The 24,818-nt window shown below is 58.9% G+C and carries 29 protein-coding genes; 10 read left to right on the plus strand and 19 right to left on the minus strand.

Annotated elements, in window-relative coordinates:
* Positions 1-15 precede the first annotated feature (15 nt).
* Positions 16-498, minus strand: coding sequence for a type II secretion system protein N (locus VOI23_RS07755; protein WP_323783821.1), 483 nt, complete (start codon positions 496-498; stop codon positions 16-18).
* A gap of 109 nt (positions 499-607) precedes the next feature.
* On the opposite strand from VOI23_RS07755, the gene VOI23_RS07760 reads away from it, so the two are divergent.
* Complete coding sequence (locus VOI23_RS07760; RefSeq protein WP_323783823.1) at positions 608-1,120, plus strand: hypothetical protein; 513 nt, start codon at positions 608-610, stop codon at positions 1,118-1,120.
* Between the two features lie 7 nt (positions 1,121-1,127).
* Here VOI23_RS07760 and gspM read toward each other — a convergent pair whose 3' ends face one another.
* The 7 genes from gspM to gspG form a co-directional block, all read right to left on the minus strand.
* A complete protein-coding gene (gene gspM / locus VOI23_RS07765) occupies positions 1,128-1,622 on the minus strand; it encodes a type II secretion system protein GspM (RefSeq protein WP_323783824.1) in 495 nt (164 codons plus the stop codon).
* On the minus strand, positions 1,619-2,794 hold the full coding sequence (gene gspL / locus VOI23_RS07770; RefSeq protein ID WP_323783826.1) for a type II secretion system protein GspL: 1,176 nt from the start codon (positions 2,792-2,794) through the stop codon (positions 1,619-1,621). Before gspL ends, gspM begins: the two co-directional genes overlap by 4 nt.
* Positions 2,795-2,859: 65 nt before the next feature.
* A complete protein-coding gene (gene gspK, locus VOI23_RS07775; protein WP_323783828.1) occupies positions 2,860-3,798 on the minus strand; it encodes a type II secretion system minor pseudopilin GspK in 939 nt (312 codons plus the stop codon).
* Positions 3,795-4,475 carry a type II secretion system protein GspJ gene (locus tag VOI23_RS07780; RefSeq protein ID WP_323783830.1) on the minus strand — a complete coding sequence of 227 codons (681 nt, stop codon included), beginning with the start codon at positions 4,473-4,475 and terminating at the stop codon, positions 3,795-3,797. Before VOI23_RS07780 ends, gspK begins: the two co-directional genes overlap by 4 nt.
* Positions 4,472-4,837 carry a prepilin-type N-terminal cleavage/methylation domain-containing protein gene (locus VOI23_RS07785; RefSeq protein WP_323783832.1) on the minus strand — a complete coding sequence of 122 codons (366 nt, stop codon included), beginning with the start codon at positions 4,835-4,837 and terminating at the stop codon, positions 4,472-4,474. The genes VOI23_RS07780 and VOI23_RS07785 overlap by 4 nt, the downstream gene beginning before the upstream one ends.
* The gene (locus VOI23_RS07790; RefSeq protein ID WP_323783834.1) at positions 4,822-5,292 is read right to left on the minus strand and encodes a prepilin-type N-terminal cleavage/methylation domain-containing protein; all 471 of its coding nucleotides are present in this window, start codon (positions 5,290-5,292) and stop codon (positions 4,822-4,824) included. The genes VOI23_RS07785 and VOI23_RS07790 overlap by 16 nt, the downstream gene beginning before the upstream one ends.
* Before the next feature lie 14 nt (positions 5,293-5,306).
* Positions 5,307-5,762, minus strand: coding sequence for a type II secretion system major pseudopilin GspG (gene gspG / locus VOI23_RS07795; protein ID WP_323783836.1), 456 nt, complete (start codon positions 5,760-5,762; stop codon positions 5,307-5,309).
* 145 nt (positions 5,763-5,907) lie between these two features.
* Between gspG and VOI23_RS07800 the strand changes: the two genes are divergently transcribed.
* The 6 genes from VOI23_RS07800 (at position 5,908) to VOI23_RS07825 (ending at position 12,423) form a co-directional block, all read left to right on the plus strand.
* On the plus strand, positions 5,908-6,666 hold the full coding sequence (locus VOI23_RS07800) for a prepilin peptidase (protein ID WP_323783838.1): 759 nt from the start codon (positions 5,908-5,910) through the stop codon (positions 6,664-6,666).
* A 100-nt stretch (positions 6,667-6,766) separates the two neighbouring features.
* Complete coding sequence (locus VOI23_RS07805) at positions 6,767-8,362, plus strand: tetratricopeptide repeat protein (protein ID WP_323783841.1); 1,596 nt, start codon at positions 6,767-6,769, stop codon at positions 8,360-8,362.
* Complete coding sequence (locus tag VOI23_RS07810) at positions 8,359-9,564, plus strand: tetratricopeptide repeat protein (protein WP_323783843.1); 1,206 nt, start codon at positions 8,359-8,361, stop codon at positions 9,562-9,564. Before VOI23_RS07805 ends, VOI23_RS07810 begins: the two co-directional genes overlap by 4 nt.
* Positions 9,565-9,896: 332 nt before the next feature.
* The gene (locus VOI23_RS07815) at positions 9,897-10,175 is read left to right on the plus strand and encodes a hypothetical protein (protein WP_323783845.1); all 279 of its coding nucleotides are present in this window, start codon (positions 9,897-9,899) and stop codon (positions 10,173-10,175) included.
* On the plus strand, positions 10,165-11,421 hold the full coding sequence (locus VOI23_RS07820; RefSeq protein WP_323783847.1) for a hypothetical protein: 1,257 nt from the start codon (positions 10,165-10,167) through the stop codon (positions 11,419-11,421). The genes VOI23_RS07815 and VOI23_RS07820 overlap by 11 nt, the downstream gene beginning before the upstream one ends.
* A gap of 90 nt (positions 11,422-11,511) precedes the next feature.
* Positions 11,512-12,423 (plus strand): DUF1698 domain-containing protein, encoded by a 912-nt coding sequence (locus VOI23_RS07825; RefSeq protein WP_323783849.1) that lies wholly within the window; start codon positions 11,512-11,514, stop codon positions 12,421-12,423.
* A gap of 29 nt (positions 12,424-12,452) precedes the next feature.
* Here the strand turns inward: VOI23_RS07825 and VOI23_RS07830 are convergent, their stop codons facing one another.
* Positions 12,453-13,184 carry a hypothetical protein gene (locus tag VOI23_RS07830; RefSeq protein WP_323783851.1) on the minus strand — a complete coding sequence of 244 codons (732 nt, stop codon included), beginning with the start codon at positions 13,182-13,184 and terminating at the stop codon, positions 12,453-12,455.
* Positions 13,185-13,391: 207 nt separating this feature from the next.
* On the opposite strand from VOI23_RS07830, the gene VOI23_RS07835 reads away from it, so the two are divergent.
* Positions 13,392-15,281 carry a CRTAC1 family protein gene (locus tag VOI23_RS07835; protein ID WP_323783853.1) on the plus strand — a complete coding sequence of 630 codons (1,890 nt, stop codon included), beginning with the start codon at positions 13,392-13,394 and terminating at the stop codon, positions 15,279-15,281.
* Between the two features lie 67 nt (positions 15,282-15,348).
* Here VOI23_RS07835 and VOI23_RS07840 read toward each other — a convergent pair whose 3' ends face one another.
* The 5 genes from VOI23_RS07840 to VOI23_RS07860 all read right to left on the minus strand — a co-directional run bounded on the left by VOI23_RS07840 (position 15,349) and on the right by VOI23_RS07860 (position 19,420).
* Positions 15,349-15,765: a thioredoxin family protein gene (locus tag VOI23_RS07840; RefSeq protein WP_323783855.1), complete on the minus strand. Its 417-nt coding sequence runs from the start codon at positions 15,763-15,765 to the stop codon at positions 15,349-15,351.
* A gap of 15 nt (positions 15,766-15,780) precedes the next feature.
* Entirely contained in the window at positions 15,781-16,533 is a 753-nt protein-coding gene (locus VOI23_RS07845; RefSeq protein WP_323783857.1) for a cytochrome c biogenesis CcdA family protein, read from the minus strand.
* Between the two features lie 18 nt (positions 16,534-16,551).
* A complete protein-coding gene (locus VOI23_RS07850; protein ID WP_323783859.1) occupies positions 16,552-17,427 on the minus strand; it encodes a DMT family transporter in 876 nt (291 codons plus the stop codon).
* Positions 17,428-17,515: 88 nt separating this feature from the next.
* Positions 17,516-17,803, minus strand: a complete 288-nt coding sequence (locus tag VOI23_RS07855) for an HU family DNA-binding protein (protein WP_058261462.1) — start codon at positions 17,801-17,803, stop codon at positions 17,516-17,518.
* A 132-nt stretch (positions 17,804-17,935) separates the two neighbouring features.
* Complete coding sequence (locus VOI23_RS07860) at positions 17,936-19,420, minus strand: AMP nucleosidase (protein WP_323783862.1); 1,485 nt, start codon at positions 19,418-19,420, stop codon at positions 17,936-17,938.
* 87 nt (positions 19,421-19,507) lie between these two features.
* Between VOI23_RS07860 and VOI23_RS07865 the strand changes: the two genes are divergently transcribed.
* Positions 19,508-19,951: a VOC family protein gene (locus VOI23_RS07865; protein WP_323783864.1), complete on the plus strand. Its 444-nt coding sequence runs from the start codon at positions 19,508-19,510 to the stop codon at positions 19,949-19,951.
* A complete protein-coding gene (locus VOI23_RS07870) occupies positions 19,948-20,370 on the plus strand; it encodes a DUF1810 domain-containing protein (protein ID WP_323783866.1) in 423 nt (140 codons plus the stop codon). The genes VOI23_RS07865 and VOI23_RS07870 overlap by 4 nt, the downstream gene beginning before the upstream one ends.
* 93 nt (positions 20,371-20,463) lie before the next feature.
* Here the strand turns inward: VOI23_RS07870 and VOI23_RS07875 are convergent, their stop codons facing one another.
* The 5 genes from VOI23_RS07875 to VOI23_RS07895 all read right to left on the minus strand — a co-directional run bounded on the left by VOI23_RS07875 (position 20,464) and on the right by VOI23_RS07895 (position 24,714).
* Positions 20,464-20,646 (minus strand): Trm112 family protein, encoded by a 183-nt coding sequence (locus tag VOI23_RS07875; protein ID WP_323783868.1) that lies wholly within the window; start codon positions 20,644-20,646, stop codon positions 20,464-20,466.
* On the minus strand, positions 20,643-21,287 hold the full coding sequence (locus tag VOI23_RS07880) for an LON peptidase substrate-binding domain-containing protein (RefSeq protein ID WP_323784508.1): 645 nt from the start codon (positions 21,285-21,287) through the stop codon (positions 20,643-20,645). Before VOI23_RS07880 ends, VOI23_RS07875 begins: the two co-directional genes overlap by 4 nt.
* 27 nt (positions 21,288-21,314) lie before the next feature.
* Positions 21,315-22,238, minus strand: a complete 924-nt coding sequence (locus tag VOI23_RS07885; protein ID WP_323783870.1) for a co-chaperone YbbN — start codon at positions 22,236-22,238, stop codon at positions 21,315-21,317.
* Positions 22,239-22,324: 86 nt separating this feature from the next.
* The gene (locus VOI23_RS07890; RefSeq protein WP_323783872.1) at positions 22,325-23,113 is read right to left on the minus strand and encodes an exodeoxyribonuclease III; all 789 of its coding nucleotides are present in this window, start codon (positions 23,111-23,113) and stop codon (positions 22,325-22,327) included.
* 92 nt (positions 23,114-23,205) lie between these two features.
* Complete coding sequence (locus VOI23_RS07895) at positions 23,206-24,714, minus strand: hypothetical protein (protein WP_323783874.1); 1,509 nt, start codon at positions 24,712-24,714, stop codon at positions 23,206-23,208.
* Positions 24,715-24,818 lie beyond the last annotated feature (104 nt).

Raw genomic sequence — 24,818 nt, forward strand, 5'->3', positions numbered from 1 at the left:
CTCACCGGCAATCGTTCAGGGCTGTTTGGGAAATGCCAACAATTCGGGTTCGTCCCCGTCCCGCGATACCCACAGCCCGGCCTCGTCGATCCGCGCCACTATGATCCCCTCAGCCAACGCATCCCCGTCCCGCAACAACTGCTCGCCGGTGGGATGGGACAGGATCGCCCATGTTCCGGACCCCGCCCGCACCACGCCTTTGAGCGTATAGCCAAGGCTGTCCAATGGGGGTTTGGGCGGTTTCGGCGGTTGTGGTTCTGCTTTGACCGGCTGCGCGACCGGGGCCGGCTTCGGTGGCTGCGGTTCGCCAAAGATCGCCGGCCAATGCCGCGCCACGCGGGGAACGGCCGGGGGCGTGGCCGATCCTGCCTGAGTGGTCTGGTCCTGCTTCGCAGTGATCGCGGTTTCCGGTGCAGTGACCTGCTGCCACAGCGCCTGACCGGCAAAACCGGCGGCGGCAAGGCTCAGCAAGGTGCACAGGGCAGCGATCAGGCGCATCTATTTTCCCAATTCCGTGAAGGTGTTGCGTCCCAGATGGACGCAAAGCCGAAATCATGCTACGGTTCGTCAAAACAATAACACAATAACAAACAATAACGAGCATAAGATGCAGGCAAACTCCATGATCAAGGTCGGCCTTGCTGGCGCGCTGATTCTGTTGCTGGGCAGTTGCGAAGAAGGATCCGGCAGTCGCAGTGGCTTCGCGGCGCAATATGCCGTGGCACGCGATGCGCTGGAAACCGGCAACTATGATCGGGCCAAGCGCAGCTATGCGCGGCTGATGAACGATGCCGGGCCGTTGCGGCCACGGTTGCAACTGGAATATGCCCATAGCGAATTGCGCGATGGGAATTTCGCCGAAGCCGCCAGACTGGCCGGTGGATTGGCAAACAGCCAGAAAGGCACCGCGCGCAGCGCCGCGCTGGCGGTACAGGGCACGGCTCAGCACGAACTGGCGCAGCAATTGTTGCGCGATGGCGAAACCCAGGCGGGCAAACAGATGCTGCTGGCGGCCAAGACGGCGCTCGAGGAATTGTTGAAAAACGATCCCGATCTCGATCCGCTGGGATCGATGGCTGGGCGCAAGGCCGCGATAGACTCGCGTTTGAAACGGCTTTGATCGCGGTCTAGCCCCGTTGCGGCCGCAGCACCAGCCAGGCCGCGATCTTGCCCGGACTGTCGCTGGCTTCGAACCGGAAACTGGCGATGGCATAGCCCCAATCGGGATGCGCCGCGGTCATCCAATTCGCCAGCCGGATGAAATCCACCTCGTCAAACCGCAATTCGACCACGCCGCCCGCCTGCGTACCCAGTTCGGACACCGACCGGCGCAGCTTGGCGTCGATCAATTGTTGTTCGATACCGCTCGACCCGATTGCCGGTTTTGCCTGCTGCTGCGGGGCGACGACGTATTGCGCTTGTTCGGCAATCCTGTCCTGAACCCAATCGCGGAGCGCGATCGCCTCGGCCTCGGTCCGCACAGCGGCCTCTCGCCGTTCCGTCAGCGGCAGCAACAGGCCAAACGCAACCGCTAGCGGCGCCACCACAAAGACCGCAAGCCCCAGCAAACCCCGTTCCCGTGGGCTCAGCCTGAGCAGCAGATCAATCAGCCGTGCCGTCATTGCGTGACCTCCTTGTCCGCGATGCGGATTTCGGTGCGCACACCGCTGTTTCCATCGCTGACCCGCGATTCCACCAATGTGGCGTCCATCCCTTCGGCGATCAGGGCGGCGGTGATCTGTTCGGCGGCGGCGAAATCGGCCAGCCGCAGGATCAGGGATAATCCTTCGCCCGGGGTGAACCGGATCGTTTCCGGTTCGGCGCGGGCTGCTGCGACAACTTCGGCGGCACGGCGGGTCAAATCCAGAGGATCGGTTTCCCCGCCTTCCGACTGTGCGGCGCGACGGGCCTCGGCCAAGGCGCGGCTGACCTGAGTCCGGACATCCAAAATCGGCCCGGACTTCACGAAATTCTGCCGGATCAGGGTCTCGGTCTGTGCGGTAATCCCGGCAATGCGCGCTTCGATCCGCTCTATCGCCACGATCTGCGCGGCGGCCCATAGCGCGGCGGCAACCGCCCCGATCAGCAGCGGCCAGCGCCACGGCAAAACCTGCCGCGCCAGTCGCGCCCGCGCCGCCATCGGATCATTGCGCAGATCACAGGACAATTCATCATGGGCCAGAACCTGCGGTAGGGGCAATCCGATACCGCCGATATCTTCGACCTTATCTACCAGCGGCACCGCATGTTCCGCCGCCAGATCCGCCAACCCCGGCAACGGGTCGCCCAATTGCAAAATGGCGCGCGGTTTCGGTCCGTTCAGCGCCTGGCGCAGCAATCTCAGCGCAATATCCGGCACCGCGCTGAACCCGTCCGGCGGGCCCAGCCGCACCATGATCAATTCTGTACCGTCAACCATTTCGCCCTGTACCGTCCAGACGCCATCGGCGCTGGGCAGGGACAGGTAATCGGGCAGCACGGCACGGCATTGCACCGCGCGCCACTGCGCCATCCGGTCGGGGTCGGAAATCAGCACCCGGGTCCAGTTGTCCGGCTTTGCCCCGGCCATGAACGGGCGCATTTCCACCGTACCCTCACGCAGCCCGACGCGATCCGCCAATTGCCGCAACGCGACCTGTTCACGCGCTTGCCCGCGCAGCCCCTTGGGCAGGTCCAGTGTGAACAACGGCAATTCAACGCCCGGCACCAGCGCGACCTGACGCGCGCCGGGTGTCCCTGAGCCCAGCCGGATAAAATCCGCGTTGGTATCTGGTATGTGCGCTGTGGCTGTCACGACGGGTCCAGTTCAGGTTGACGATCTGCGGCAGGATGCCGGGCTTGGCCTGCGGTTGCAATGGGTTATGGCCTGCGGCTGACCCGCCACGCGATTTCGGGCCGGGTCGGCGGCGGCCCCCGGCGCAGCACCGTGCTCCGTTCGGCACTGCGCCCGTTCAGCTGCGCCGTCAGATCGGCACGGAACCATTCCGACCCGACCGCCACCCGATCACCGCTCAGGATAGCTGGATCGGGGTCGTCCCCGCCCTCCGTGTCCTGTTCTTGTTCGGGACGGGCAAGCCCCGCGGCTGTCATGAAGTCTTCGACCGATGCAAACGGTTCGCGGTCCCGTTCGGTCACGATCCGGTTCAGCGTGGCAGCGGGCAGATCGGGCAGGAATGCGGCCAGTATCACCTCGGATGCAGTGTTGACATTCAGCCTGCTATCGCCCGGAATCACGGTGATATAAGGGGTCAACCGGGCCAGAACCTGCGGCGACAGGCCCGGTATCGCGCGCAGTTGATCGCGCATCAACAGGCTGCCGCCAACCGGATCAAGCGGCGGATCGAGCCGCAGATAGGCATCGCGGTTTTCCGGCCCGCCCGGGCGCAGCAGGTCGCGGATCGCGGTCCCCGCATTTGACGGCACACCGATCCGCGCCAGCAGCCGGTCGAAGGCATCCCGCGCCAACAGGTTATCCGGATCGGCCAGCCAATTGAGGTTGAACAGACCCTGCATATCGGTGATCTGCCCGGCGACCCGACCGCGCGCCAGCGGCAGATCGGCGGCGGCATTGGCCCAGTCTTCGCCCAAATGATCACGCACCGGATCACCGTCACGCGCCAGCAGTGTCACGGCCCAGGCTTCGTAAGCGTCCAGATTCAGCGCCAGCTGCTCGGCCTCGATCCCGGCCAGCAACCGCACCCGGCCGGTTTCGGCACGGCTCAACAGAAACACCGCCACCGCCGTCAACGCCGCCACGATCACCAAAGCATTGACCAGAACGAAGCCGCGCTCCTTCATTTCAGCGCCTCCAGCAAGGTGACGCTGCCGTAGTTTTCGGTGTCCAGCGTCAGTTCGACCGCATCTGGCAGGGTGTCGGAATAGACTTCCGGTGCTGGTCCGGCTACGTCGCCGTCGCTACTCGCTTCGTTCCCGGTCTGCACCCCGGCAGGCGGTGCCACCCCGTCGATCCAACCGGTCTCGTCCCAGTAGCTGCGCAGGCGCAATCCGGTCACGCCGGTCAGGACCACCGTTTCGGGTGACAGCGCCTCTGCCCGGGCCGGGGTCAAAGCGGCCCAATTACGCCGAAACAGGGTCTGATTTGATGGCTCCAGCCGGTATTCGACCCGTATATTGGCATGATCGGGCAATATCCCGTCTGGCCCCGGGCGCAGAACCGGTTGACCGCCGACCGTGATGGCGAAAACTCCCTGCCGAAATCGCAGCGCCGATTGTGGCGCGGCCCCACCCGGCGGATAGAACAGCATCGGCAGAGCGGCCGACAGATCTGCCCGCAACAGCCCGGTGGCCAGCGCCAGATCACCGGCGCGGCCAGAGCGGGCCGACAGGTCGTCGCGCATCCGGATCATCCCGGTCAGCGCCTGCGCCCCCATCACCGCGACCAGCGCGAACAGCGCCATCGCCAGCACCAGCTCGATCAGGGTCAGGCCACGGGTGGCCGCGCCGCGCGGGGTCATCGCATCACCGCGCGCGGCAGATACAGGATCAGTTGCGCCCCTTCCCCGGTTCCGGTCCGCGCGGTGACGGTAGCCTGCACCAACCCGCCCGCGGTCGGTTCTGTGGCAACGTTCAGCGCGATGGTCCGACCACCTTGAACCACCGTTGCGGGCAGAACGGCAGCAGCGCCCAGCAATTGCAGTTCCTCGGCCCGGTTGCGGGCAGCGATGCGGGCCAGCAACCGCGGTGTTTCACCGCCGATGGCGATGCGGGACTGATCGGTGGCGCGGATCGCGGCGATGCTACCGATCGCCAGAACCGCAATCGCAATGATCAGTTCCAACAGGGTCAGACCGGTGTCGCGCTTCAGTTTGCGTCGCATATCAACCCCGTCCAGCCATCCGAGCGACAGCTTTCCACCCGGCCCCGGTCCGCAAAGGAAATGTCGAATGCCGTGGTCTGCCCGGTCGCCAGAACAACCAGATCGGGCGTATCGCGGCCACCGGCGTCGGTATCGAACGGCACCCGCAGCGACACCCGGCCGCGCCAGCGCAGCACCTGGTCCGATATCTGCCAACCCGTCGCGGTCCGTTCCGCCAGTTGCAGCCCGCGCGGCCCGAGCTGCAGTCCGCGGCTCTGCCCTCCGGCAATGGCCATTGCCCTTGCGGTGTTGAACTGATCTCGAAACAGCGCCAGATCGGACCGTTCCTTTGGTCCCCGTGCCGCTGACAGGCTGACCCCAACCGCAAGGATCGCCATGATGGCAACCGTAATCAGAAGCTCGATCAGGGTGAAACCGGCCTCCGGCACGCGTTGCGGCGCTGTGCTACTGCACATGCGGTAACGTGGATCTATTTGACATCCCATGATCCGATATCCGCATCCGCGCCATCGCCACCAGCGGTGCCATCGGCACCATAGGTAAAGATATCAAAATCGCCATGCACACCCGGTTGCAGATAGAGATAAGGCTTGCCCCACGGATCGACCGGCAGCCGGTCCATGTACCCGGCCCAGTTTTCCGGCACCGGGTCGGTGGTGGGTCGGGTGACCAGCGCCTGCAATCCCTGTTCGGTGCTGGGATAGCGGAAATTGTCCAGCCGATACAGGTTCACCGAGCTGGCGATGGCGGCGATATCGGTCTTGGCACGGGCCGCGCGGGCCTGATCGGGGCGGTCGATGACACGTGGCACGATCACCAGCGCAAGGATCGACAGGATCACCACCACGACCATCAGTTCCAGCAGGGAAAAGCCTTCTTCGCCGGTTTGGCGGGTCTTTTGCATCGGTTCGGTCTGCAATGTCATGAGCGGTCGATCCTTTTGCTTATGGCATGATAGGGAAAGGCATTCACAAATGTCCACGGTTGTATAAGCCCGCCGCGCCGTGCGGCAATGGACAAATGCGCAGACCGCCGCTTAAAACGGTGGCATCACCGATTGGACCGCTCCTTTGCCCGACCCCCGCTTTTCCGCGCTGCTGCTGATCCTGATCGCTCCGTTCATGGGATCGTTTCTGGCGCTGCTTGCCGACCGGCTGCCGCGTGGCGAAGACGTCATCGTCAAACCGTCCCACTGCCGCCGCTGCGATGCCCGGTTGCGCCTGCGCGATCTGGTACCGGTGCTGTCTTTCGTATCGACCCGTGGGCGCTGTCGCCATTGCGGTGCTGCGATCCCGCCGGTCACGCTATACAGCGAAATCGCCGCAACCGGCGCGGCGGTTCTGGCGGTTCTGGCGGGCGGTGGACCCGCCGATATCTGGCTGTCGGCAGTTTTCTTGTGGCTGCTTCTGGCGCTGACGCTTTGCGATCTGCAATGGTATCGGCTGCCCGATCTGCTGACTGGGACGTTGTTTCTGACCGCCTTGGGCATCGCTGCCCGGGGCGGCGGTCTGGATCAGGCGCTGATAGGGGCCGGGCTGGGGGCGGGGGCGTTTCTGGCGCTGCGGCTGGGATATTACGCCATCCGCGGACGCGAAGGGCTGGGGCTGGGCGATGTGAAGCTGATGGCGGGGCTTGGCGCCTTTTCCGGGCCGCTGGATCTGCCGCTGCTGGTGTTGATTGCAGCCCTTGGTGCATTGGCCGGTGCCGGATTGGACCATATGGTCGACAGGCGCAGGCGGGGCACGTCCCTGGCGACCCGGAAACTGCCTTTTGGCGCGGCTTTGTGCAGCGCGGCGGCGATTTTGTGGGTGCTGCGCGCGGCCATCTGACTGCATCGTTGAATTTGACAGGCAGAGGTCCTAGGGTCGCCATTGCGGGCGCTTAGAGCCCCAATTCTTCATTCACTTAGATTCTGGACATTGTTGGCATATGGGCAATTTTAAGCTGAAAATCATTCTTCCCGTCTTGCTGGTCCTGCCCGGCATTCTGACAGCGCAGGCAACGCCGGATTCTGACGCGGCCGCCATTGCCACCGAAAATCCTGCCGAAACCGCGCCTGACGCGATGCCAACGATGGCGGAAATCGAACAGGCCTATCAGCGCGGCGATTTTGTTTTCGTGCGCAAGGGGTTGGAGCGTCAAGCCAAAGAGGTTGGCACACCGCTGGCGCAATACCGCTACGGCCGGGTCCTGCTGGAAGGCAAGGGCGGGCCGCGCGACATGATGAAGGCGCGCGACTGGCTCGAAAAAGCGGTGGACCAAAACCATGCCGAAGCGGCAACCCTGCTGGGCCGGATCTATGTGTCCGGCCAAGACGGCGATCCGCTTTATCAACCCGAACGCGCGGTCGAACTATTTGCGAACGCCGCGGCGCGTGGGCAGACCGATGCGCAGTTTTATCTCGCCAAACTCTACTTGTCCGGTCTGGGAACCCCAGCCGATCCGAAACAAGCCTTCAACTGGTTTCTGGCGGCTGCGGAAGGCGGCAATGTTCAGGCGCAATACGAGCTGAGCAAAGCGTATTCGCGTGGCCGGGGCACCAAGCTGAACACCGAAGAAGCGGTTCGCTGGCTACGCTCGGCCGCCGAAGAAGGGCATACCGAAGCGCAGTTTTTCCTGTCTGTCGCATTGGATACTGGCAACGGCATGGCGCAGAACAAGTCCGCTGCCGTGGACTGGCTGCGCCGCTCCGCCGAGAACGGCATGATCGTCGCGCAACGCGCCCTGGGACTGAAATACGTTATCGGCGAAACTGTCGAACCCAATGCCGACGAAGCCCTGCGCTGGCTGACACTGGCGGCCAAGCGTGGCGACACTCAGGCGACCTTTGAATTGGGCAAGGCGTATCTGGCCGGGAATACCCTTCCTGCCGATCCGGGCCGGGCCTGGAATTGGTTCCAGCGGGCGTCGGATGACGATTTCGGACCTGCAACGGCCGCCATGGCGCGAATGGCGGATCAGGGTATTGGCGATGTGCCCGATCTGGAAAAAGCGGTGCGGCTGTATCGCAAGGCGCTGGCACAAGGCGATAGCAGCGTTGCGTTGCGGTTGGGGCATCTGGCCGGGGCAGGGAAACTCGACGGGCTGGCCGCACCGCATTACGCGGTGCCGTGGGCAATGGTTGCGGCACAGGACGGTGACATGGCCGCGCTCGACTGGGTCAGGATGCAGGCCGATCAGGGGGTCCGCCCGGCACAGACCGCGTTGGCGAAATGGTATCTGGATTCGGGCGAAAACCTGCTGCAGGCGGCGGAACTGTTCGAAACGGCGGGACGTGCTGGTGATGTCGAAGCTCAGTTTCATCTCGGCATGATGCTGACCAGGGGGCAGGGGCTGGAACAGGATTATGTGCAGGCGCATAAATGGCTGAACATTGCTGCCGCCAGTGGTTATGGCGAAGCCGCCAAGATGCGCGGAGTGATTTCCGATCTGATGACCGCTGAACAGATCGCCGAGGCGCAGCGCATGGCCCGTGCATATTTCGAAGAGATCCGGAACATGTCCAGCGACGAGGTGAAAAAATGAAACCGCTGCGTCCCCTCGTACCGGCGCTGATCGCGATCTGCGTCGCCGCCGCTGCCGTGGGACAAAGCGCAACGGACTGGGCCGACATTCCTCTCGACAGATTGCAGCAGGCGGCGCAATCCGGGACCGCCGGGGCGCAGTTCACCCTTGCGATGCGCTACCACAACGGACGCGGCGTTTTGCAAAACTTCTCCCGTGCGGTCGATCTGTTGCAGCAAGCCGCTGATCAGGGACATGCCGGTGCGATGAACCGGCTCGGGCAATATTACTTTTCCGGGCTGGGGGTTGCGCGCGACGGGGCGCAGGCGCTGAAATGGCTGGCCGCGGCGGCGGAATCGGGAAATCCGCAATTCCTGTATGATTACGCGGCGGCGCTGGAAAACGGCGTGGACGGCACCGCCGATCCGGCCAAGGCCGCCGAATTTTATGCCCGCGCCGCCGAACAGGGCCACGACGACGCGACCGTCAGTCTGGGTGTTCTGTATCAGAACGGTCTGGGCGTCGAACGGGATCTGGCCCGCGCGCTGCAGCTTTATCAAGGTCCGGCATCGCGGGGCCATGCCCGGGCGATGAACAATCTGGGTCTGCTCTATGCGCGTGGCGATGGAATTGAACAGGATTACGAACGCGCCGTGAAATTGTTTTCCGGCGCTGTCGACAAAGGTCTGACGGTGGCGATGACAAATCTGGGCGTGATGTATGAAAACGGTTTCGGGGTCGAGGTGAACGAAGCGCTGGCCACCGAATTGTACCGTCGGGGAGGGCGCGGCGACGAAGCGCAGTCTCAGGCGCTGCAACCGGTCTATGACACCCGTCTGGCCCCGCCCGATACCAGCGAAGAGGGTCTGACGATCCTGCGTCAGGCGGTTCAGGCGGGCGATCCGGTTAGCCGGTTTCAAATGGCATGGCTGTTGATGCACAAGACAGAACCGACGGTCAAAGACCGGTTTCAGGCGGCGGGGCTGTTGCAACGCGCTGCCGAACAGGGATTTGCCCCGGCAATGCTGAATCTGGGACTTCTGTATTTCGAAGGCGCGGGGGTGCCACAGGACTACGTGCTTGGCCAGATGTGGATGATTCTGGCGGGAACGGCCGGTATGTCCGATGCGATACGGATCAGTTCGGCGCTGTCTGAACGTATGACACCCGGCCAGATCAACGAAGCGCAGCAACTGGCTGCGAAAAAATCCAATTTGCAATAAGGTTTACAAGTTTCAAAGCCTAATCGGTCTGGATTCCGCTTTGTCAGTGATTGAGCTTGAACACATGCAATTAACGTAAGGTTAAAAAAAGTTTCAATTGAAAAGGTTTTTCGATACAATCCGGTTTGTAACTATATTTTTACCTTGTATTTTGTTCTAAAGAAATTTGCATCAGGAGGCGCCTGCATATGAATCGGTTTTTGTCCCACTTGCTTGTAGGTGCGACGCTGGTTTGCGCGACCCCGCTTGTCGCAGCCGAACCAGAGCCCGTTCAGCAGCATAATTCAAATGCCGTTTGGTTTGAAAACTGGAATGGTCTGAGCAATGCGACCATGACGATTTCCACCCCGAATGGCAAAGTCTCTTCGATCAGCGCAGACTCGGGTACGCCGGTGTTTCAGCTTTCCGGCCGCGACGTGGTCGATGGAATTTATCGGTATGAGCTGAAAGCGGCGACCGAGGAGAAGGTCGAGATTGTAAATCCGGTCGATAACGGTCGTGGCGAGAAAGCCGAAAATTCCATGCTGAAACCGTTCTATATGAGCGGATATTTCACCGTGGCCCGAGGTGTGATCATCACACCAGACGAAATCAAGGAGGATGACGGCTAAGCTGTCTTTCATCCGTCAACGCAATTTGGAAAAGAAAGTATCTGGACCGATGACAAAATTATACAGCAACACACTCAAGCTGATGGCGAGCAGCGCCATCGTTGCCTTGGCCAGCACCGCTTCGGCCGATCAGGTTTTCAATGATGACGTGATTATCACCGGATCGCTCTGCGTCGGGTTCGACTGCGTGAATGGCGAAAGCTTCGGCTTCGATACCATCCGGCTGAAGGAAAACAACGTACGGATCAAATTCGACGATACGTCGAACTCCTCCAGCTTCCCGAACAACGACTGGCAGCTGACCGCGAATGACAGCAGCAATGGCGGTGCCAACAAATTCTCGATCGAAGATATTTCTCACAGCAGAGTCCCGTTCACCATCGAAGCAAACGCCCCGTCGAATTCGCTGTTTGTGGACGATGGCGGCCGTCTTGGCCTCGGCACCTCGACCCCGGTGGTCGATATTCATGTGGTCAGTGGCAACACCCCGACCCTGCGTCTGGCACAGGACGGGTCTTCGGGCTTCGCATCGCAAACCTTTGACGTGGCAGCCAACGAAACCAACTTCTTCATTCGTGATGCGACGAATGGGTCGACGCTGCCGTTCCGGATCAAACCCAGTGCGCCGACCAACGCGCTTTATATCGACAGCGATGGCGATATCGGGATGGGGGCCGGTACGAGTCCTGGTGCCAATTTGCATGTAAAAGAAACTGGTGCGTCTGATATTGTGACGCCTCACATTTTGGTTGAAAATACCAATGCTGCAGACGCGCAACGTCATATGTTGAGCTTGGTTAATAACGGTGTTGTTTATGCGAGTTTGATCGACACTTCGGTTGCGTCTGGTAACAACACAGGCCGTCAGTGGAATGTTTTTAACGATTCTGGTGCTTTCCAAATTGTAACTGCGCCAGGTGGCGCTAACGAAACCGAGTTCCGATTGGATGTTGACGGCAATTTGGAAATTTCAGGCGAAATCATCACTGCGGGATCGTGTTCAAGCGGTTGTGACCGTGTGTTTGATGTCAGCTATGAAATGCCTTCAATCTCCGAGCATGCTCAATACATGTGGGAAAAAAGTCATCTTCCGGCGGTGGGTCCAACCGAAGAAGAAGGTCCGATGAACCTCTCAATGAAGATTGGTGGTATGCTTAATGAATTGGAAAAAGCCCATATCTATATCGATCAGCTGCACCAAAGGATTGAGAAGCTTGAAGCTAAAGCAGAAGCCGAAAAAGGATAGTATTTATTAGCTTTAAGTTGAAGACAGCTCAGAACCTAGATAGGTACGGGCTGTCTTTTTTTGCTCAAAATCGGTGCGGGAAACTGAAACATGAAAGTAATTGAACCGGGTGCGGACCATAAAAAAAATATTTTAACGCGTCGCGATGAGCTTCAATCCCTTTTTGAAACTACTTATGAAATTGGTACCGAAGGGCAGCGCACCAAGGCTGAAGAGCTTTTATCCCAGATTGGTTCGGTGGATTTCGCAATAGAAGGGTATAAGTCTTCTGAAAGACAGAGGGATCTTTCAATCAAATTTGTTTGGGGCCACGATCATCGCTTTGCCGAAGATATTAACGTGCCAGGTCAGATGAAAGACCGCCATCTAATGTTGATTTCTGAGTTTTATGAAGGGTTTGGTATAAAAGACTCACATTTTAAAGATAGGGATGTGCTTGATGTCGGATGCTGGACGGGTGGTACTACACTGACTCTGAAAATGTTGGGTGCTAAAAAAGTACACGCAATTGAAGAAGTCAAAAAATATGCTTACGCTGCGAAATCTCTTTGCTGTGAAATTTATGGTTTCAATGATGTAGAAGTGTCAGCAACTTCATTGTACAATTTCGAAGAAAGCAAATTCGACACAATCTATTTTCCCGGTGTCGTATATCATTTGTCTGATCCTGTTTTAGGATTGCGCCGTCTATATAACCGACTTCATGATGGCGGTGATATATTTGTGGAAAGCTTCGGTATATTTGATGATGGTCAGTTTTGTCGATTTGATAGCAACATTCCAAATGGATCTGGCAACAAGTCTGATCTGAATAGAAGCGGTTGGAATTGGTTTGTACCCTCGGCAAAATGTTTGGGTGCGTGGATGGAGGTTGCTGGTTTCGAAGATGTCGAAGTTTTTGCTTCGAATGTAACAGGCTACTGCCGTGTTTTCGGCCATGGTAGACGAAAATCGTTTAAGGATATAACTCGGGCCGGTCTGGCAGTGCCAGATATTGAATAGTATCGAATGAATAGTGAAGAAAAAGCCCGCTATTCACGCCGGCGGGTGCACCACGCAGGGAGATCTTTCTTCAAAGCTTCAAAACTTCTGTTTTGCGGAGACGATTCCATATAAATGGTCTGAGTCCCGCGCATTTTTCTTAGTAAACTTGCAATGCTCTGATCGTGGCGGTGTTCTTTGAATTCTGGATGATTAGGAGTCTCTGAGGGGCTGTCATCCGAATAGTGATAATTTTTCTCTATACCTATTTCTATCCATTCTCGAATTAAATCTATATTCTCTAGTGTCGGTTTAAGCAGCATTATGTTTGCTGTTAATTGAGTGGTTTTCATATCAGTGCTGTTAATTGTGAGGCCCAAGCGACTCGCTAGGTCAGCTTTGGTATAATGTGATTCAACCGCCATGTTTTGAAACGATAACATCTTGTACTTACTATCCATGGTCAATTCCACGTATTCACTAAACCTTTTTTTCCCTTCGGGGTTTAATGTATAACCGGCGTCAGTATATAATATGCAATCGTCAGGATCGGCGTTTTGTAGCGTTTCTAAAATAACAACTGGTTTCCATATCCAATATCCAAAACCACGTTTTGTATTAGTCATGTAGTTGCCATGCGATTTTGCAAAATTTTCCGGCAGCGATGCTTTATCATAGATTGAAATTGTGTCAAATGCGCCAAACTCTTCTGCATTCAAGCGAAAGTTGACTTTTCTTTGATGAAATGCACCATCAGCAAAGGATGCTAGATGAATCTTCATTTGGTTTTTCTTTCCGCTAAGAAACTTCAAAATGCTCTCTCAACATGTCTTTTAATCTAGGCACAAAGATTTCTCAACAAAGAAGGGTTTTCCTAAATGTATTCGATTGTGCAGATACCTTTCCAGTTTCGCCGTGTCTTCCTTTCACAACTCAAAGTTGGTATTTCTAGTTTACTCTTGATCGGTACGGCAGCACAGGCCGACGACATGCCCTGGAAGGTCACCAGCCCGGATGCCGACGGTATCACCATTCAGGCCACCGCCTTTGCCCTGTCTTCGCCTGCAGGCGAAACCGGGTTCACCCGGATCGAAGCCTGGGAAGCCGGGATCGACAAACCGCTGGAATTCAGCCTGCGCGACATGTGGCCCCCGTTCTGGGAAGGCCGCGCCGTGTCCAGCGCCGATATTGATCAGGATGGTGATCTTGACGTTGCGATCGCCTCGACCGAAGCGGGCATCTACCTTTTTGAGAACGACGGCACCGGCCAGTTCAGGCGGACCGATACGAATTTCGGCGAACTGGCTGATATGCCGATGTTCAACGCGGTGCTGGCCGATATCGACAATGACGGCTGGCCCGACCTGTTCCTGACCTCCTACCGGCACGGCAATTACGTGCTGCGCAATGTCGACGGAAAATTCGGGACCGAACCGCCGATGCCGGTGGCCAATCGCGAAAACGCCGTGCTGACCATGACCATGGCGATTTCCGATCCTGACCGCGACGGTGATCTCGATATCGCCCTAGGCAACTGGACCGCAGGTTGGTACCGCCGCATTCCCGGAGAAGAATCGCGCAACCGGATCATCTGGAATGAAAACGGCACACTGACCGGCGAACATTTCACCGACCTGCCCGGCATCCCCGGTGAAACCCTGTCCGTTCTGTTTTCCGATATGAACGATGACGGGTTGACCGACCTGTTGATCGGGAATGATTTCGATGTGCCGGACTATTTCTATCTCGGCGACGGCAAGGGCGGGTTCAAACCGATCACCTATGACGATGAAATCATTCCGCACACCACCACCACCACGATGGCGATCAAGGTGGGCGATCTGACCGGCGACGGGCAGAACGAAATCTATCTGGCGCAAATTGCCGGGCGGTCGCGGCAGGCATCAAAGATTCTCAAGATGCAGGACCAACACAAATACTGTGATGGGATCAAACGGGACGCGGACCGGGCGCTGTGCGAAAAGAACATGGAAATCAAGCGCTGGTATCGTTCGGGCAATCAGTTCGACCCGGACTATGCCGAAAAATGCACCGAACTGTCCGGTCGCTATCAGGCCGAATGCAAGGCGATGCTGATCAAGGATCTGGCAATCCAGAAAGACGATGAATCGATCTGTGGCCTGATCCCGGCCAATCAGCCGGTACCGCGCAGTTTCTGCGACCTGCATTTCAAGGAAACCCGCCGTCCTTCCCCGGACGAAATCGATGCCAGCCTGCAGCAGATCCTGCATCAGAACGTGCTGCTGCAATGGAACGGTACCGCCTACGAAGACACCGCCGAAGATCGCGGTCTGGATATCGGCGGCTGGAGCTGGGACACCAAATTCGAAGATTTCGACAATGACGGTGACCAGGATGTGTTCATCGCCAACGGCACATGGGTGCCGAATGAAAATTCGCCCTCCAATCTCTATTTCGAAAATGACGGGACCGGGCACTTCACCGAAGCCTCTGGTCCCTCCGGGCTTGAAGATTACCTGATGACCGCTGGCGCCACGTCCTTCGACATCGACAATGATGGCGATCAGGACCTGCTGACCCATACGGTGAACGGGCCGCTGCAACTGTTCCGTAACAATGCACAGCGTCAGGCCGTCGGCTTTGCTTTGCGTGATTTCGTCGGCAATCGTGACGGTATCGGTGCCAAGATCACCGTCACCGATGAAAACGGCCGGACCCGGTCGCGCGAAATTCAGCTCGGCGGCGGTTTCATGTCCTTTGACGCGCCGCGGGCCTATTTCGGGCTGGGCGATGCGACCGAAGTCACCGAAGCGCGAATTCGCTGGATTGACGGTGCCGAAACCGTGATCAGCGGGCCGCTACAGCCCGGGTCGCTGTACACGATCGAACGGCGCTGATCCCCGCAGGGACTGGGAAATCAGGGGCGGCGCAGTGCGTCGCCCCTTCGGTTTCAGAAACCCGTGATCAGCCGTTTTTACCCAGCGCCAGCGCCTCGTCCATCAACTGTTGGATTTGTGCGGTGCTTGTTTGTGCCACGATCCGTCCGTATTCCTGATCGCCCTTCAGAACCACCAATGTGGATCGGCGCGGGATGCGCAAACGCTTGACCAGATCGGACTGGCCGAACGCGTCCCAATCGACATTGATGAAGGTGATATGCGCCTCGTACTCGGGGTTATCCGCTTTCAGTTTGGTCAACACCCGCTCCTGTGCGGCGCAGGTCGAACACCAACTGGCCTTGAAATCCAGGAAAACCGTGTCTCCTGCGGCCAGATGTTGCTGCAACAGCCCGTCGGAATACTCCAACGGCTCGGACCGCGCAGGCAGCCCCGAAAAAACCAGACCGGCAGTCCCAAGCACAATAAGGTCACGACGTTTCATACTATATTCCTTTCATTAAAACCGAACCGAGAGGTCCTGAATCCAGATCGGCAGGGCCTGAACCGCCCAGGCCTCGATCAGATGGTGCAGACGAAACAGGATGGCGGTCCCGACGATGATGAACACCACCCCCATCAGTGGCCGCGCCCGTTCTGCCAGCGCCCGCATCAGCGGCTTGTGGCGGCTCAATACCCCGCGTGCGCCATAGCCAAGAGCCAGAATGATGCTCGATACGCCCAGTGCAAAGCTGGTCATAATGGTTGCGGCCCAGCCCAGATTGCTGCCTTGCGCCGCCAATGCGATGGCTCCGCCCAATGTTGGACCTATACAGGGGCTCCACACCGCGCCCAACAGCAGCCCGGACAAAAACTGCCCGCCCAGATGATTTTGATCCATCCCGTCCAGCCGCGCGTCGGCGCGGCTGGAAAACCCGGCTGTGGCGCTGGAAAAGACCATTCCGACCCTTGGTGACAGCAGGATCAGGCCAAAGCCCAGCATCAAAACCGCCCCTGCCTGCGCCAACATCTGTTCGTTCAGTCCCAGAGCAAAGCCAAACGCGGACACCAGCAGCCCCAGCGATACGAAAGCCAGGCTCATCCCCGCTGCCAGGGCGACTGGTCCCAACCGATGCGCCTGCAGCGCCCCGGTCAGCACGATTGGCAGCACCGGCAGAACGCAGGGGTTGATCAGCGTCAGCAACCCGGCGAGATATCCAAACAACAATTCCATTGCGCCAGAATGCGCAGGCAGCACGACCCTGTCATCCAACAAAGCCCTGACGCGGGATCACTTCGCCGTGGGCTTTTGTTTCGAAAGCTGCACCGCCAGAATGCCCGCCGCGATCACCACAACGCCGATCACGTCCAGCAGGCCCAGCCGTTCCCCCAACAAGGCGGCCGCAATGGCGACGCCGAAAAACGGGTTAAGGAAATGGAACGTGGCGGCTTTCACAGCGCCGATCTGGTTGACCAGAGTAAACCAGACCCATGTCGCAGCCAGACCCGGCACCAGCGTGGTATAGGCAAAGGCCACGCCCAATTGCCAGTTCAGCGTCAGATGCCACGGTTCAAACAGCACCGCCGTCACCGCCAGGCAAACCGACCCGACCAGCATCTGTAACCCGACGATCATCATCACGTTGCCGCCCGACGATGCGCCGCGCACCGACAATGTCGCCACCGTCAGCGCGGCGGCGGCGATAAAGCACAGCGCCAGACCGTAACGATCCACCCCGGCCTCGATCCGTGCGCCCATGATCAGCGTCACGCCGATCACGCCCAGAACCAACCCGGCGGTGCCCAGAACCGACAGCCGGTCGCGGAACACGACCCACCCTGCCAGCGCCACCATCAGCGGCATGGTCGACGCGACGATCGACGCCAGCGACGCCTCGACCGTTTGCATCGCGATGAAATTCAGTCCCAGATAAAGCGCGTTCTGACAGATACCGAAAACGATGGTCGCCCGCCATTGCGCCCGGCTCAGCCGGAAATTCTGACCCAGCGCCAGCGCGATCCCGATCCCCAGCAGCCCCGACACCAGAAACCGCAGCGACAGCGATGCCATTGGCGGTGCATAGGCGACAATCACCCGCGCCGAGGTAAAGGCCGAAGACCACATCAGGGCAAAGGCCAGCCCCATCGCCATAGCACGCAAATTCATCTTGAAACCTTATCCTCCACAGGCCCCGGCCCAAATGGAAAAGGGCCGCCCGAGGCGACCCTTTCCGAAACTTGCCGAAGATGCAAGATTAGCCGTTCACGCTGTCTTTCAGCGCTTTCGCGATGGTCATTTTCACGACCTTGTCGGCTTCTTTCTTGATCTGTTCGCCGGTGGCGGGGTTGCGCACCATACGCTCGGGGCGTTCACGGCAGTAGATTTTGCCGATACCGGGCAGGGTCACTGCGCCGCCGGCAGAAACTTCTTTGGTGATGATCGCTACGACGGCGTCCAGAGCCGCGCCAGCGGTTTTCTTCTCTGCGCCCATTTCTTCAGCCAGAGCAGCTACAAGCTGAGTCTTGGTCATCGGTTTTGCCATTTGTTGGTCTCCTTAATCTGCCCGATCACTTGGGCCTCATTGCGCGTATTTAACTGTATGTCGCGTATAAACACAACGAATTGTGTCCGGCAACAAGGGCAAAACCAGTAAAAAAGTACGATTTACTCTAGGTCAAAGGAACGCAGTCTCGTCAAAACTGCGCAATTTGCGGCTATGGATGCGTTCCAATGGCATTTTCCTTAACCGTTCCATCGCCCGAATGCCAATAAGCAAATGCCGCGACACCTGTGTTTTATAGAAATCAGAGGCCATACCGGGCAGTTTCAATTCGCCATGCAGTGGTTTGTCGCTGACACATAACAGCGTGCCATAGGGGACCCGGAACCGGAATCCGTTCGCCGCGATGGTCGCGCTTTCCATATCCAGTGCCACCGCGCGCGACTGGCTCAGCCGCTGTACCGGTCCGGACGTATCGCGCAGTTCCCAGTTCCGGTTGTCCAGACTGGCCACCGTACCGGTGCGCATCACCCGCTTCAGGTCATAGCCTTCCAGCTGGGTTTCCGTCGCCACCGCCTGTTCCAGCGCGATCTGGATTTCCGCCAATGCCGGCACCGGCACCCAAACCGGCAGGTCGTCGTCCAGCACCTTGTCTTCGCGCAGATAGGCATGGGCCAGAACGAAATCGCCCAGATTCTGGCTCGACCGCAGCCCGGCACAATGACCGACCATGATCCAGGCATGCGGACGCAGCACCGCAATGTGGTCTGTTGCGGTTTTCGCGTTCGACGGTCCAACCCCGATATTGACCAGCGTGATCCCCGACCCGCCTGCGCGTTTCAGGTGATAGGTCGGCATTTGCGGCATCTTGTCGGCGTGCGGTAAATCCTGATCCGGCGTGGTAATCTCGGCGTTCCCGGTCGCCACGAAAGACGTGTAACCACTATCTGCATCGGCCAGCATCTTTCGTGCATAGGCTTCGAATTCCGACACATAGAACTGGTAGTTGGTGAACAAGACGTGGTTTTGGAAATGTTCGGGGTCGGTGGCGGTGTAATGGGACAGCCGGGCCAGCGAATAATCCACCCGTTGCGCGGTGAACGGGGCCAGGGGCTGGGTTCCGTCGGCAGGGACCTGGTAGGTGCCATTGACGATATCGTCATTGGTGGTGCTCAGGTCCGGCACGTCGAACACGTCGCGCAGGATGAAATCGCCCGCGCCTTCCTGCGGCACCGTCATGTCGGTTTCATTCGCCACCGCGAAATGCACCGGCATCGGGGTGTCGCCGACCCCGACCACCACCGGGACGCCATGATTTTCGATCAGCAGCCCGATTTGTTGCTCAAGGTAATTGCGGAACATGTCGGGCCGGGTGATGGTGGCTGCGAAACTGCCGGGTTCAGACAGGTGGCCGAAACTCAACCGGCTGTCGATCTTGGCGAATGTGGTGGTCGTTACCCGGACCTCGGGATAGAATGCGCGGTAGCGGCAATCGGCCCTGCCATTTGCCATCGTGCTGCGGAAATTCTGGCTCAGAAAATCGACCGCGCCATCGTACAGCTCTTCCAGCCGGGCAACGGCGGCGGCAGCATCGCCAAAGGCTTCGGCGTCGGGCAATGTTGGCGTTTCGATCCTGAGGTCGGGGGCGCTGGGGGTCATTGCGTTATCCTGTTTTGCAACTGACGTTGACACGGGACCCGGGCAGGTTCAACCATTCCTGCACCTATGTAGGGTTTTGAAGCTGAGATGGATTTCGAAACGGTATCCCCAGAAGATTTCGGTGCCGCGCTGACCGGGATCGGATTGAACCTGCTGGTGCATGATGTTCAGGCCCAGGTGGCGTTTCTGGGCGATGTATTCGGTGTCAGGGCGCAGCGGGTGTCGGTCGATTTTGCCATCGTCCCCTATCATGGTCATCTGCTGCAATTGCACAGCGACGGCACCTTTTCCGGCCATCCCCTGATCAGTCTCTTGCCGGAAAACCCACCGCGTGGGGCAGGGGTCGAAATCCGGCTTTACCACAGTGATCCGGACAGGGCCGCCGAACGGGCGATTGCGGCGGGCGCGGTGGTATTGCAGGACCCGACCGACAAACCGCATGGATTGCGTGAAGCCGTGATCCTTTGTGACAATGGCTATGCTTGGGTGCCCAGTCGTCCGCTTGATCCGGCGGAACGGAAGGCGCTATGAAACAGGACGGGCTCGACCGGTTTTTGCTGGCGCAGGAACGCAACTACGCCGATGCCGAGCGGGAAATCACCCAAGGCCGGAAACTGACCCACTGGATCTGGTATGTCTATCCGCAGCTGCGCGGACTGGGCCGGTCCAATTTCGCCCAGCTTTACGGCATCGCGGATCTGGACGAGGCCGCGGCCTATCTCGCCCACCCGGTGCTGGGCGCGCGGTTGCGGCACATGATGGCGCTTATGCTGACCCATAAAGGTCGCCCGGCCGAAGAAATTCTTGGCGGCATCGACGCCCTGAAGCTGCGCAGCTCGGCCACGTTATTTGCCGAACTGCCCGCGGCGGACCCGATTTTCACCGAGGTGCTGAACGCGTTTTACAATGGTCAGCGCTGCGACAAGACGCTGGCGTTGTTGGGACGCTAAAGCGCCCGCCTGAATTCTTATGTCAGGATTTCGGTGCGCGGCACCAGCCCGGAACAAAGCCGTCAGGCCGCCGGGCAAGCGCCAGTCCGCCCGTCAGTCCAGCTTGCGCGCCTCATCGACCAACATGATCGGAATACCGTTGCGGATCGGAAAGGCCAGCTTGGCCGATTTCGACACCAACTCCTGCGCCTCTGCGTCATAATCCAGCCGGCCATGACTGACCGGACAAATCAACGCTTCCAGCATATGGCGGTCGAACAGGTGTGTTTCGGTCATTGTACCGTCTCCTCATGCTCGCCGCCACGTAGCGCATATTCGATCAGCGTGACAAGCGTTTCGCGTCGCGTGGACAGGCAGGGCGCTTCCAGCAGGGCCTGTTTATCCTCGGGCGCGAAATCCAGCATCATCGACAGCGAATTGATCATCAGTTCGTCATCGGCATCAGACAGATTGCCCCAATCGGCATTCAGCCCGCGCAGTTGGAAAAAACGCGACAGCAGGTCCATGAAACCGTCCCGGTTCAGCCCCGGATCGTGTTCTTCCGCGCCCTGATCCTTTTCGAAACCGGCCCATGACACGTCGCAGCGCCGGTAAGGGCTGAAACCTTCAATCTCGTTGCGGACGCGGAACCGTGAAATTCCGGTCAGCGTGATCATGTACCGCCCGTCCTCGGTTTCGGAAAACTGCGTGACCCGTCCGGCACAGCCGATCTGCTGCAACCTGTTGCCACCATTTCCCGGCACCATGCAGGGCTGCACCATGCCGATCAGCCGCGCCGGCGTTTTCAATACATCTTCCAGCATCGTCAGATAGCGTGGCTCAAAGATATGCAGCGGCAACCGCGCCCGGGGCAGCAGCAGCGCACCGGGCAGCGGAAACACAGGGATGGTATCTGGCAGATCGACATGTCTTGTCATGGTCAAAGACATAGCCCGGACGGGCGCTCAGGCAAATATCATCGAGCTCAGCTTGCGACGGCCATTCAGCACCACCGGATCTTCCGGCTTGAGCGCGTCGAAGATGGTGAAAAGCTGCTGCTTGGCCGCGCCTTCATTCCAATCCCGATCACGCCGGAACAGGTCCAGCAGTTCGTCGACCGCCGCCTCCGCCTGACCATCGGCATAGAGCGCCTGAGCCAGATCGAACCGCGCCTGCAAATCGTCGGGTGCCGCGTCGACCGCCGCCTTCAAATCGTCCAGCGGACCCGAATTGGCCGCCTGCCGCGCCAGTTCCAGTTGCGCATGGGCCGCCTCGATCGGGGCAGCGGTGGAAATTTCTGCCGGAACGCCGTTCAGCACCGCCTCGGCCTGATCCAGCTGACCCAGCGCGATCTGGCAGCGCGCCAGCCCGCCAAAGGCCTCGGCGTTCATCGGGTCTTCCTCGGCGATGGCGGCAAAGGTCTGTGCGGCGTCGTCCACCGCGCCTTCGTTCAGCATGTCCTCGGCTGCGGCCAGCGCTTCCTCCAGACCGCCATCGGCCTCACCGCCGCCCGCTTCGATCGCGCGCTTGATGAAGGCATCGATTTCAGACCCGGGCACCGCGCCCTGAAACATGTCGATGGGGCGGCCTTTGACAAAGGCCACGACGGTCGGGATTGATTGCAGCGGCAACCCTTGCTGTGCCAGCGCCTGCGCCAGCATCTGGTTCTGATCGACATCGACCTTGGCCATCTTGACGGCACCGCCTGCCTTGGTCACGGCCTCTTCCAGCATCGGGCCCAGCGTCTTGCACGGACCGCACCACGGCGCCCAGAAATCGACGATGACAGGCACGTCCTGACTGGCTTCGATGACATCGGCCATGAAATTGGCCTCGGTCACGTCCTTGATCAGATCGGCGGCGGGCGGGGTGGAACCTAGTTCTAGCATGACAACCCTATCCTTGGGATTTCGCGTTTGCCTTTATATGCCCCCTGACGGCACGGATTCCAAGGTTGCAGCGTCGTCGCAGATGCTCAAAGATCGAACGTCGCAAAAACCGGCGCGTGATCGGACGGCTTTTCCCATCCCCGCGCTTCGCGCAACACGCGGCTGGAATGTCCGGCGTTGCGGATGTCGCCGGTGGCCCAGATGTGATCCAATCGGCGGCCCTTGTCGGCGGCGTCCCAATCGCGGGCGCGGTAGGACCACCAAGAATACAGCTTGCCCTCGGGAATATCGTTGCGGGTGACGTCGGCCCATTTGCCCGCTTCCATCACGTCGTGCAGGTGATCCACCTCCACCGGCGTGTGGCTGACGATTTTCAGCAATTGTTTATGCGACCATACATCGTCTTCGCGCGGGGCGATATTCAGGTCGCCGACCAGAATTGCCTTTTCCGGCCGGTCGGAATGGAACCAGTCGCGCATCTCGGTCAGGTAATCCAGTTTCTGACCGAATTTTTCGTTCACTTCGCGGTCCGGCTTGTCGCCGCCTGCGGGGACATAGAAATTGTGGATCGTCACGCCGTTTTCGAGCCGCCCGGCCACGTGGCGGGCATGTCCGAGGGAGGCGAAATCCTTATCCCCCACATCCTCGATCGGCAGTTTCGACAGGATCGCCACGCCGTTATATCCCTTCTGCCCGCGCGCCACCATATGGCCATAGCCCAGCTCGCGGAACGCTTCGGTCGGGATCTTGTCGACCGGGCTTTTGCATTCCTGCAGGCACAGGATATCGGGCCCTTCCTCGGCCAGAAGCTTGCAGACGATCGGTTCGCGCAGGCGGACCGAATTGATGTTCCAGGTGGCAAGGGTGAAGGGCATTCAGTGTCTCCGATAAGGCTGGGGGGAAACTAGGCGCTTGTGGCCCACGGCTCAACCCGCGACGGACGTTCTGAGGGCAGGGCGATTGACCGTTAAGACGCGTCGTCCCAAACCGCCAGCGCGTAATAGCCGGTCAGATAGTGAAAGAGGTTCCCGCCCCGATCAAATTCGATCCGACCGCGCTTCAGCAAGGCGGGATTGTGTGAACAGATGCCAAAGAATTGGTCGCTGCCGCCTAATTCCTCGATTTGGTCGCCATTGTTCCAACCGGTCCACAACATGTCGCCGTGCCAGTCTTTCGGTGTGCTGGCATGGGCAATTCCCGAGTAATAATGGAAATAGTCGCGCACATCGTCGGCATGGGTTTCATTCCAATAAGTGAACCCGACCCGCTTATGGGAATTCAGAGTTATATCGACCGACTGAATTGCCAATCTTCGGTACGTGTTGGTTTCCGCCTCGGCCCCGGCGATATCCCAGCTGCCGGTCTTCGCCTTGGTGCGGGGCGCAAAATAGATCACCAGATTGACCTTGTCGCCATTCGCCGCCGGTTCGCGGAAATAGGTCAGCATCCGGTTGCCCTTGCCGTGACTTACACAGCCGTGCTTTTCAAAAGAACTGATCGGGTCATATGAAATCGCGGTGAAATTGATCCAGGTCCAATTCGCCGACAGCGCCTTGACGATCATCTCGGCATTGCCCTGATGATCGGTCTTGTCCAGCGACTTGTCCGTCAGCACCTTGTCACGCAGATACCTGTCGATCTGGCCCCGGTAATCGGACTGCACGGCGCAGGACCGTACCCATTTGTGGCACGCGGCCGATATGGTTTTCAGCAGCCCGGCATAATCCGACGGAATGGTTGCATCGCCTTCGATGTTTTCGGCGATCTTGATCTTGTCGGCATCGCTCAGGGTGATACCGGCGACCTCTTTTTTCGCTGCGGCCGCGGCTGCGGCTGCGCCGATGGCAAGTTCGGCCTTGTGGTTTAGGAAATCGGCCAGAATTGTCATTGTTTGTATGTGGCCATAGCTTTCGGTGAACACCAGTTGCAGCAGGTTCGGCGCCAACGGGGTGCCGGTTACGTAATCGCGGATGACGCCAACTGCGGTCTTCAACTGCACCAGATCGACCGTGGCCAGGTCGGTCAGATCCTGACTGTAATCTTCGCCCTTTTTCTTCTTCGCGGCGATCGAAGCCATGTAACCATATGCGGTGTTGATATGACTGATATTGGTTTCCAGTACGCCGCGCGAGGTGGAGTCCTTGATCGCCGCGATCAGCCCATGAACTTCGGTGTCCAGACGGTCGAGATGGGCGGAAATATCCTCAATCGCGTCGTAGATTTTGTCTTCTTTGCTTTTCGTCGCCGGCAGGAACAGGCCAAGCACCGACAGACCCATGGAAACGACCTGCAACGTTGTGCTGATCTTGGCCATGAAGGCCAGTTTGGAAAGAACGGCATCGACCTCGTCAAGCGTCTTGCCTTCCTTTTCCAGCTTCTGTGCAGCTTTCGACCAACCGGCCAGTTTGGCCGCGCCCTTTTGCGCAGCGTCGACATAGGTCTTGGCGGATTTCGGGGCGTGTTTGACGCTCGTCATCAAAAATGTCCCTGAAAAAAATTCGGAAAAATATACCGCAAACCCTAGCAGCGTTGCAGGCAGCTGCAAAGAAAAACGCCCGGGCCAGGGCCCGGGCCAGTCCA

The organism is Thalassovita sp. (genome assembly GCF_034670005.1).
In the GTDB taxonomy this organism is placed as follows: Bacteria; Pseudomonadota; Alphaproteobacteria; order Rhodobacterales; family Rhodobacteraceae; genus Thalassobius.

Coding starts and splice junctions, on each gene's coding strand:
- VOI23_RS07755 (WP_323783821.1), bottom strand. CDS start 498: ATGCGCCTGATCGCTGCCCTGTGCACCTTGCTGAGCCTTGCCGCCGCC.
- VOI23_RS07760 (WP_323783823.1), top strand. CDS start 608: ATGCAGGCAAACTCCATGATCAAGGTCGGCCTTGCTGGCGCGCTGATT.
- gspM (WP_323783824.1), bottom strand. CDS start 1,622: ATGACGGCACGGCTGATTGATCTGCTGCTCAGGCTGAGCCCACGGGAA.
- gspK (WP_323783828.1), bottom strand. CDS start 3,798: ATGAAGGAGCGCGGCTTCGTTCTGGTCAATGCTTTGGTGATCGTGGCG.
- VOI23_RS07780 (WP_323783830.1), bottom strand. CDS start 4,475: ATGACCCCGCGCGGCGCGGCCACCCGTGGCCTGACCCTGATCGAGCTG.
- VOI23_RS07785 (WP_323783832.1), bottom strand. CDS start 4,837: ATGCGACGCAAACTGAAGCGCGACACCGGTCTGACCCTGTTGGAACTG.
- VOI23_RS07790 (WP_323783834.1), bottom strand. CDS start 5,292: ATGTGCAGTAGCACAGCGCCGCAACGCGTGCCGGAGGCCGGTTTCACC.
- gspG (WP_323783836.1), bottom strand. CDS start 5,762: ATGACATTGCAGACCGAACCGATGCAAAAGACCCGCCAAACCGGCGAA.
- VOI23_RS07805 (WP_323783841.1), top strand. CDS start 6,767: ATGGGCAATTTTAAGCTGAAAATCATTCTTCCCGTCTTGCTGGTCCTG.
- VOI23_RS07810 (WP_323783843.1), top strand. CDS start 8,359: ATGAAACCGCTGCGTCCCCTCGTACCGGCGCTGATCGCGATCTGCGTC.
- VOI23_RS07815 (WP_323783845.1), top strand. CDS start 9,897: ATGACGATTTCCACCCCGAATGGCAAAGTCTCTTCGATCAGCGCAGAC.
- VOI23_RS07820 (WP_323783847.1), top strand. CDS start 10,165: ATGACGGCTAAGCTGTCTTTCATCCGTCAACGCAATTTGGAAAAGAAA.
- VOI23_RS07825 (WP_323783849.1), top strand. CDS start 11,512: ATGAAAGTAATTGAACCGGGTGCGGACCATAAAAAAAATATTTTAACG.
- VOI23_RS07830 (WP_323783851.1), bottom strand. CDS start 13,184: ATGAAGATTCATCTAGCATCCTTTGCTGATGGTGCATTTCATCAAAGA.
- VOI23_RS07835 (WP_323783853.1), top strand. CDS start 13,392: ATGCCCTGGAAGGTCACCAGCCCGGATGCCGACGGTATCACCATTCAG.
- VOI23_RS07840 (WP_323783855.1), bottom strand. CDS start 15,765: ATGAAACGTCGTGACCTTATTGTGCTTGGGACTGCCGGTCTGGTTTTT.
- VOI23_RS07850 (WP_323783859.1), bottom strand. CDS start 17,427: ATGAATTTGCGTGCTATGGCGATGGGGCTGGCCTTTGCCCTGATGTGG.
- VOI23_RS07855 (WP_058261462.1), bottom strand. CDS start 17,803: ATGGCAAAACCGATGACCAAGACTCAGCTTGTAGCTGCTCTGGCTGAA.
- VOI23_RS07860 (WP_323783862.1), bottom strand. CDS start 19,420: ATGACCCCCAGCGCCCCCGACCTCAGGATCGAAACGCCAACATTGCCC.
- VOI23_RS07865 (WP_323783864.1), top strand. CDS start 19,508: ATGGATTTCGAAACGGTATCCCCAGAAGATTTCGGTGCCGCGCTGACC.
- VOI23_RS07870 (WP_323783866.1), top strand. CDS start 19,948: ATGAAACAGGACGGGCTCGACCGGTTTTTGCTGGCGCAGGAACGCAAC.
- VOI23_RS07875 (WP_323783868.1), bottom strand. CDS start 20,646: ATGACCGAAACACACCTGTTCGACCGCCATATGCTGGAAGCGTTGATT.
- VOI23_RS07880 (WP_323784508.1), bottom strand. CDS start 21,287: ATGACAAGACATGTCGATCTGCCAGATACCATCCCTGTGTTTCCGCTG.
- VOI23_RS07885 (WP_323783870.1), bottom strand. CDS start 22,238: ATGCTAGAACTAGGTTCCACCCCGCCCGCCGCCGATCTGATCAAGGAC.
- VOI23_RS07890 (WP_323783872.1), bottom strand. CDS start 23,113: ATGCCCTTCACCCTTGCCACCTGGAACATCAATTCGGTCCGCCTGCGC.
- VOI23_RS07895 (WP_323783874.1), bottom strand. CDS start 24,714: ATGACGAGCGTCAAACACGCCCCGAAATCCGCCAAGACCTATGTCGAC.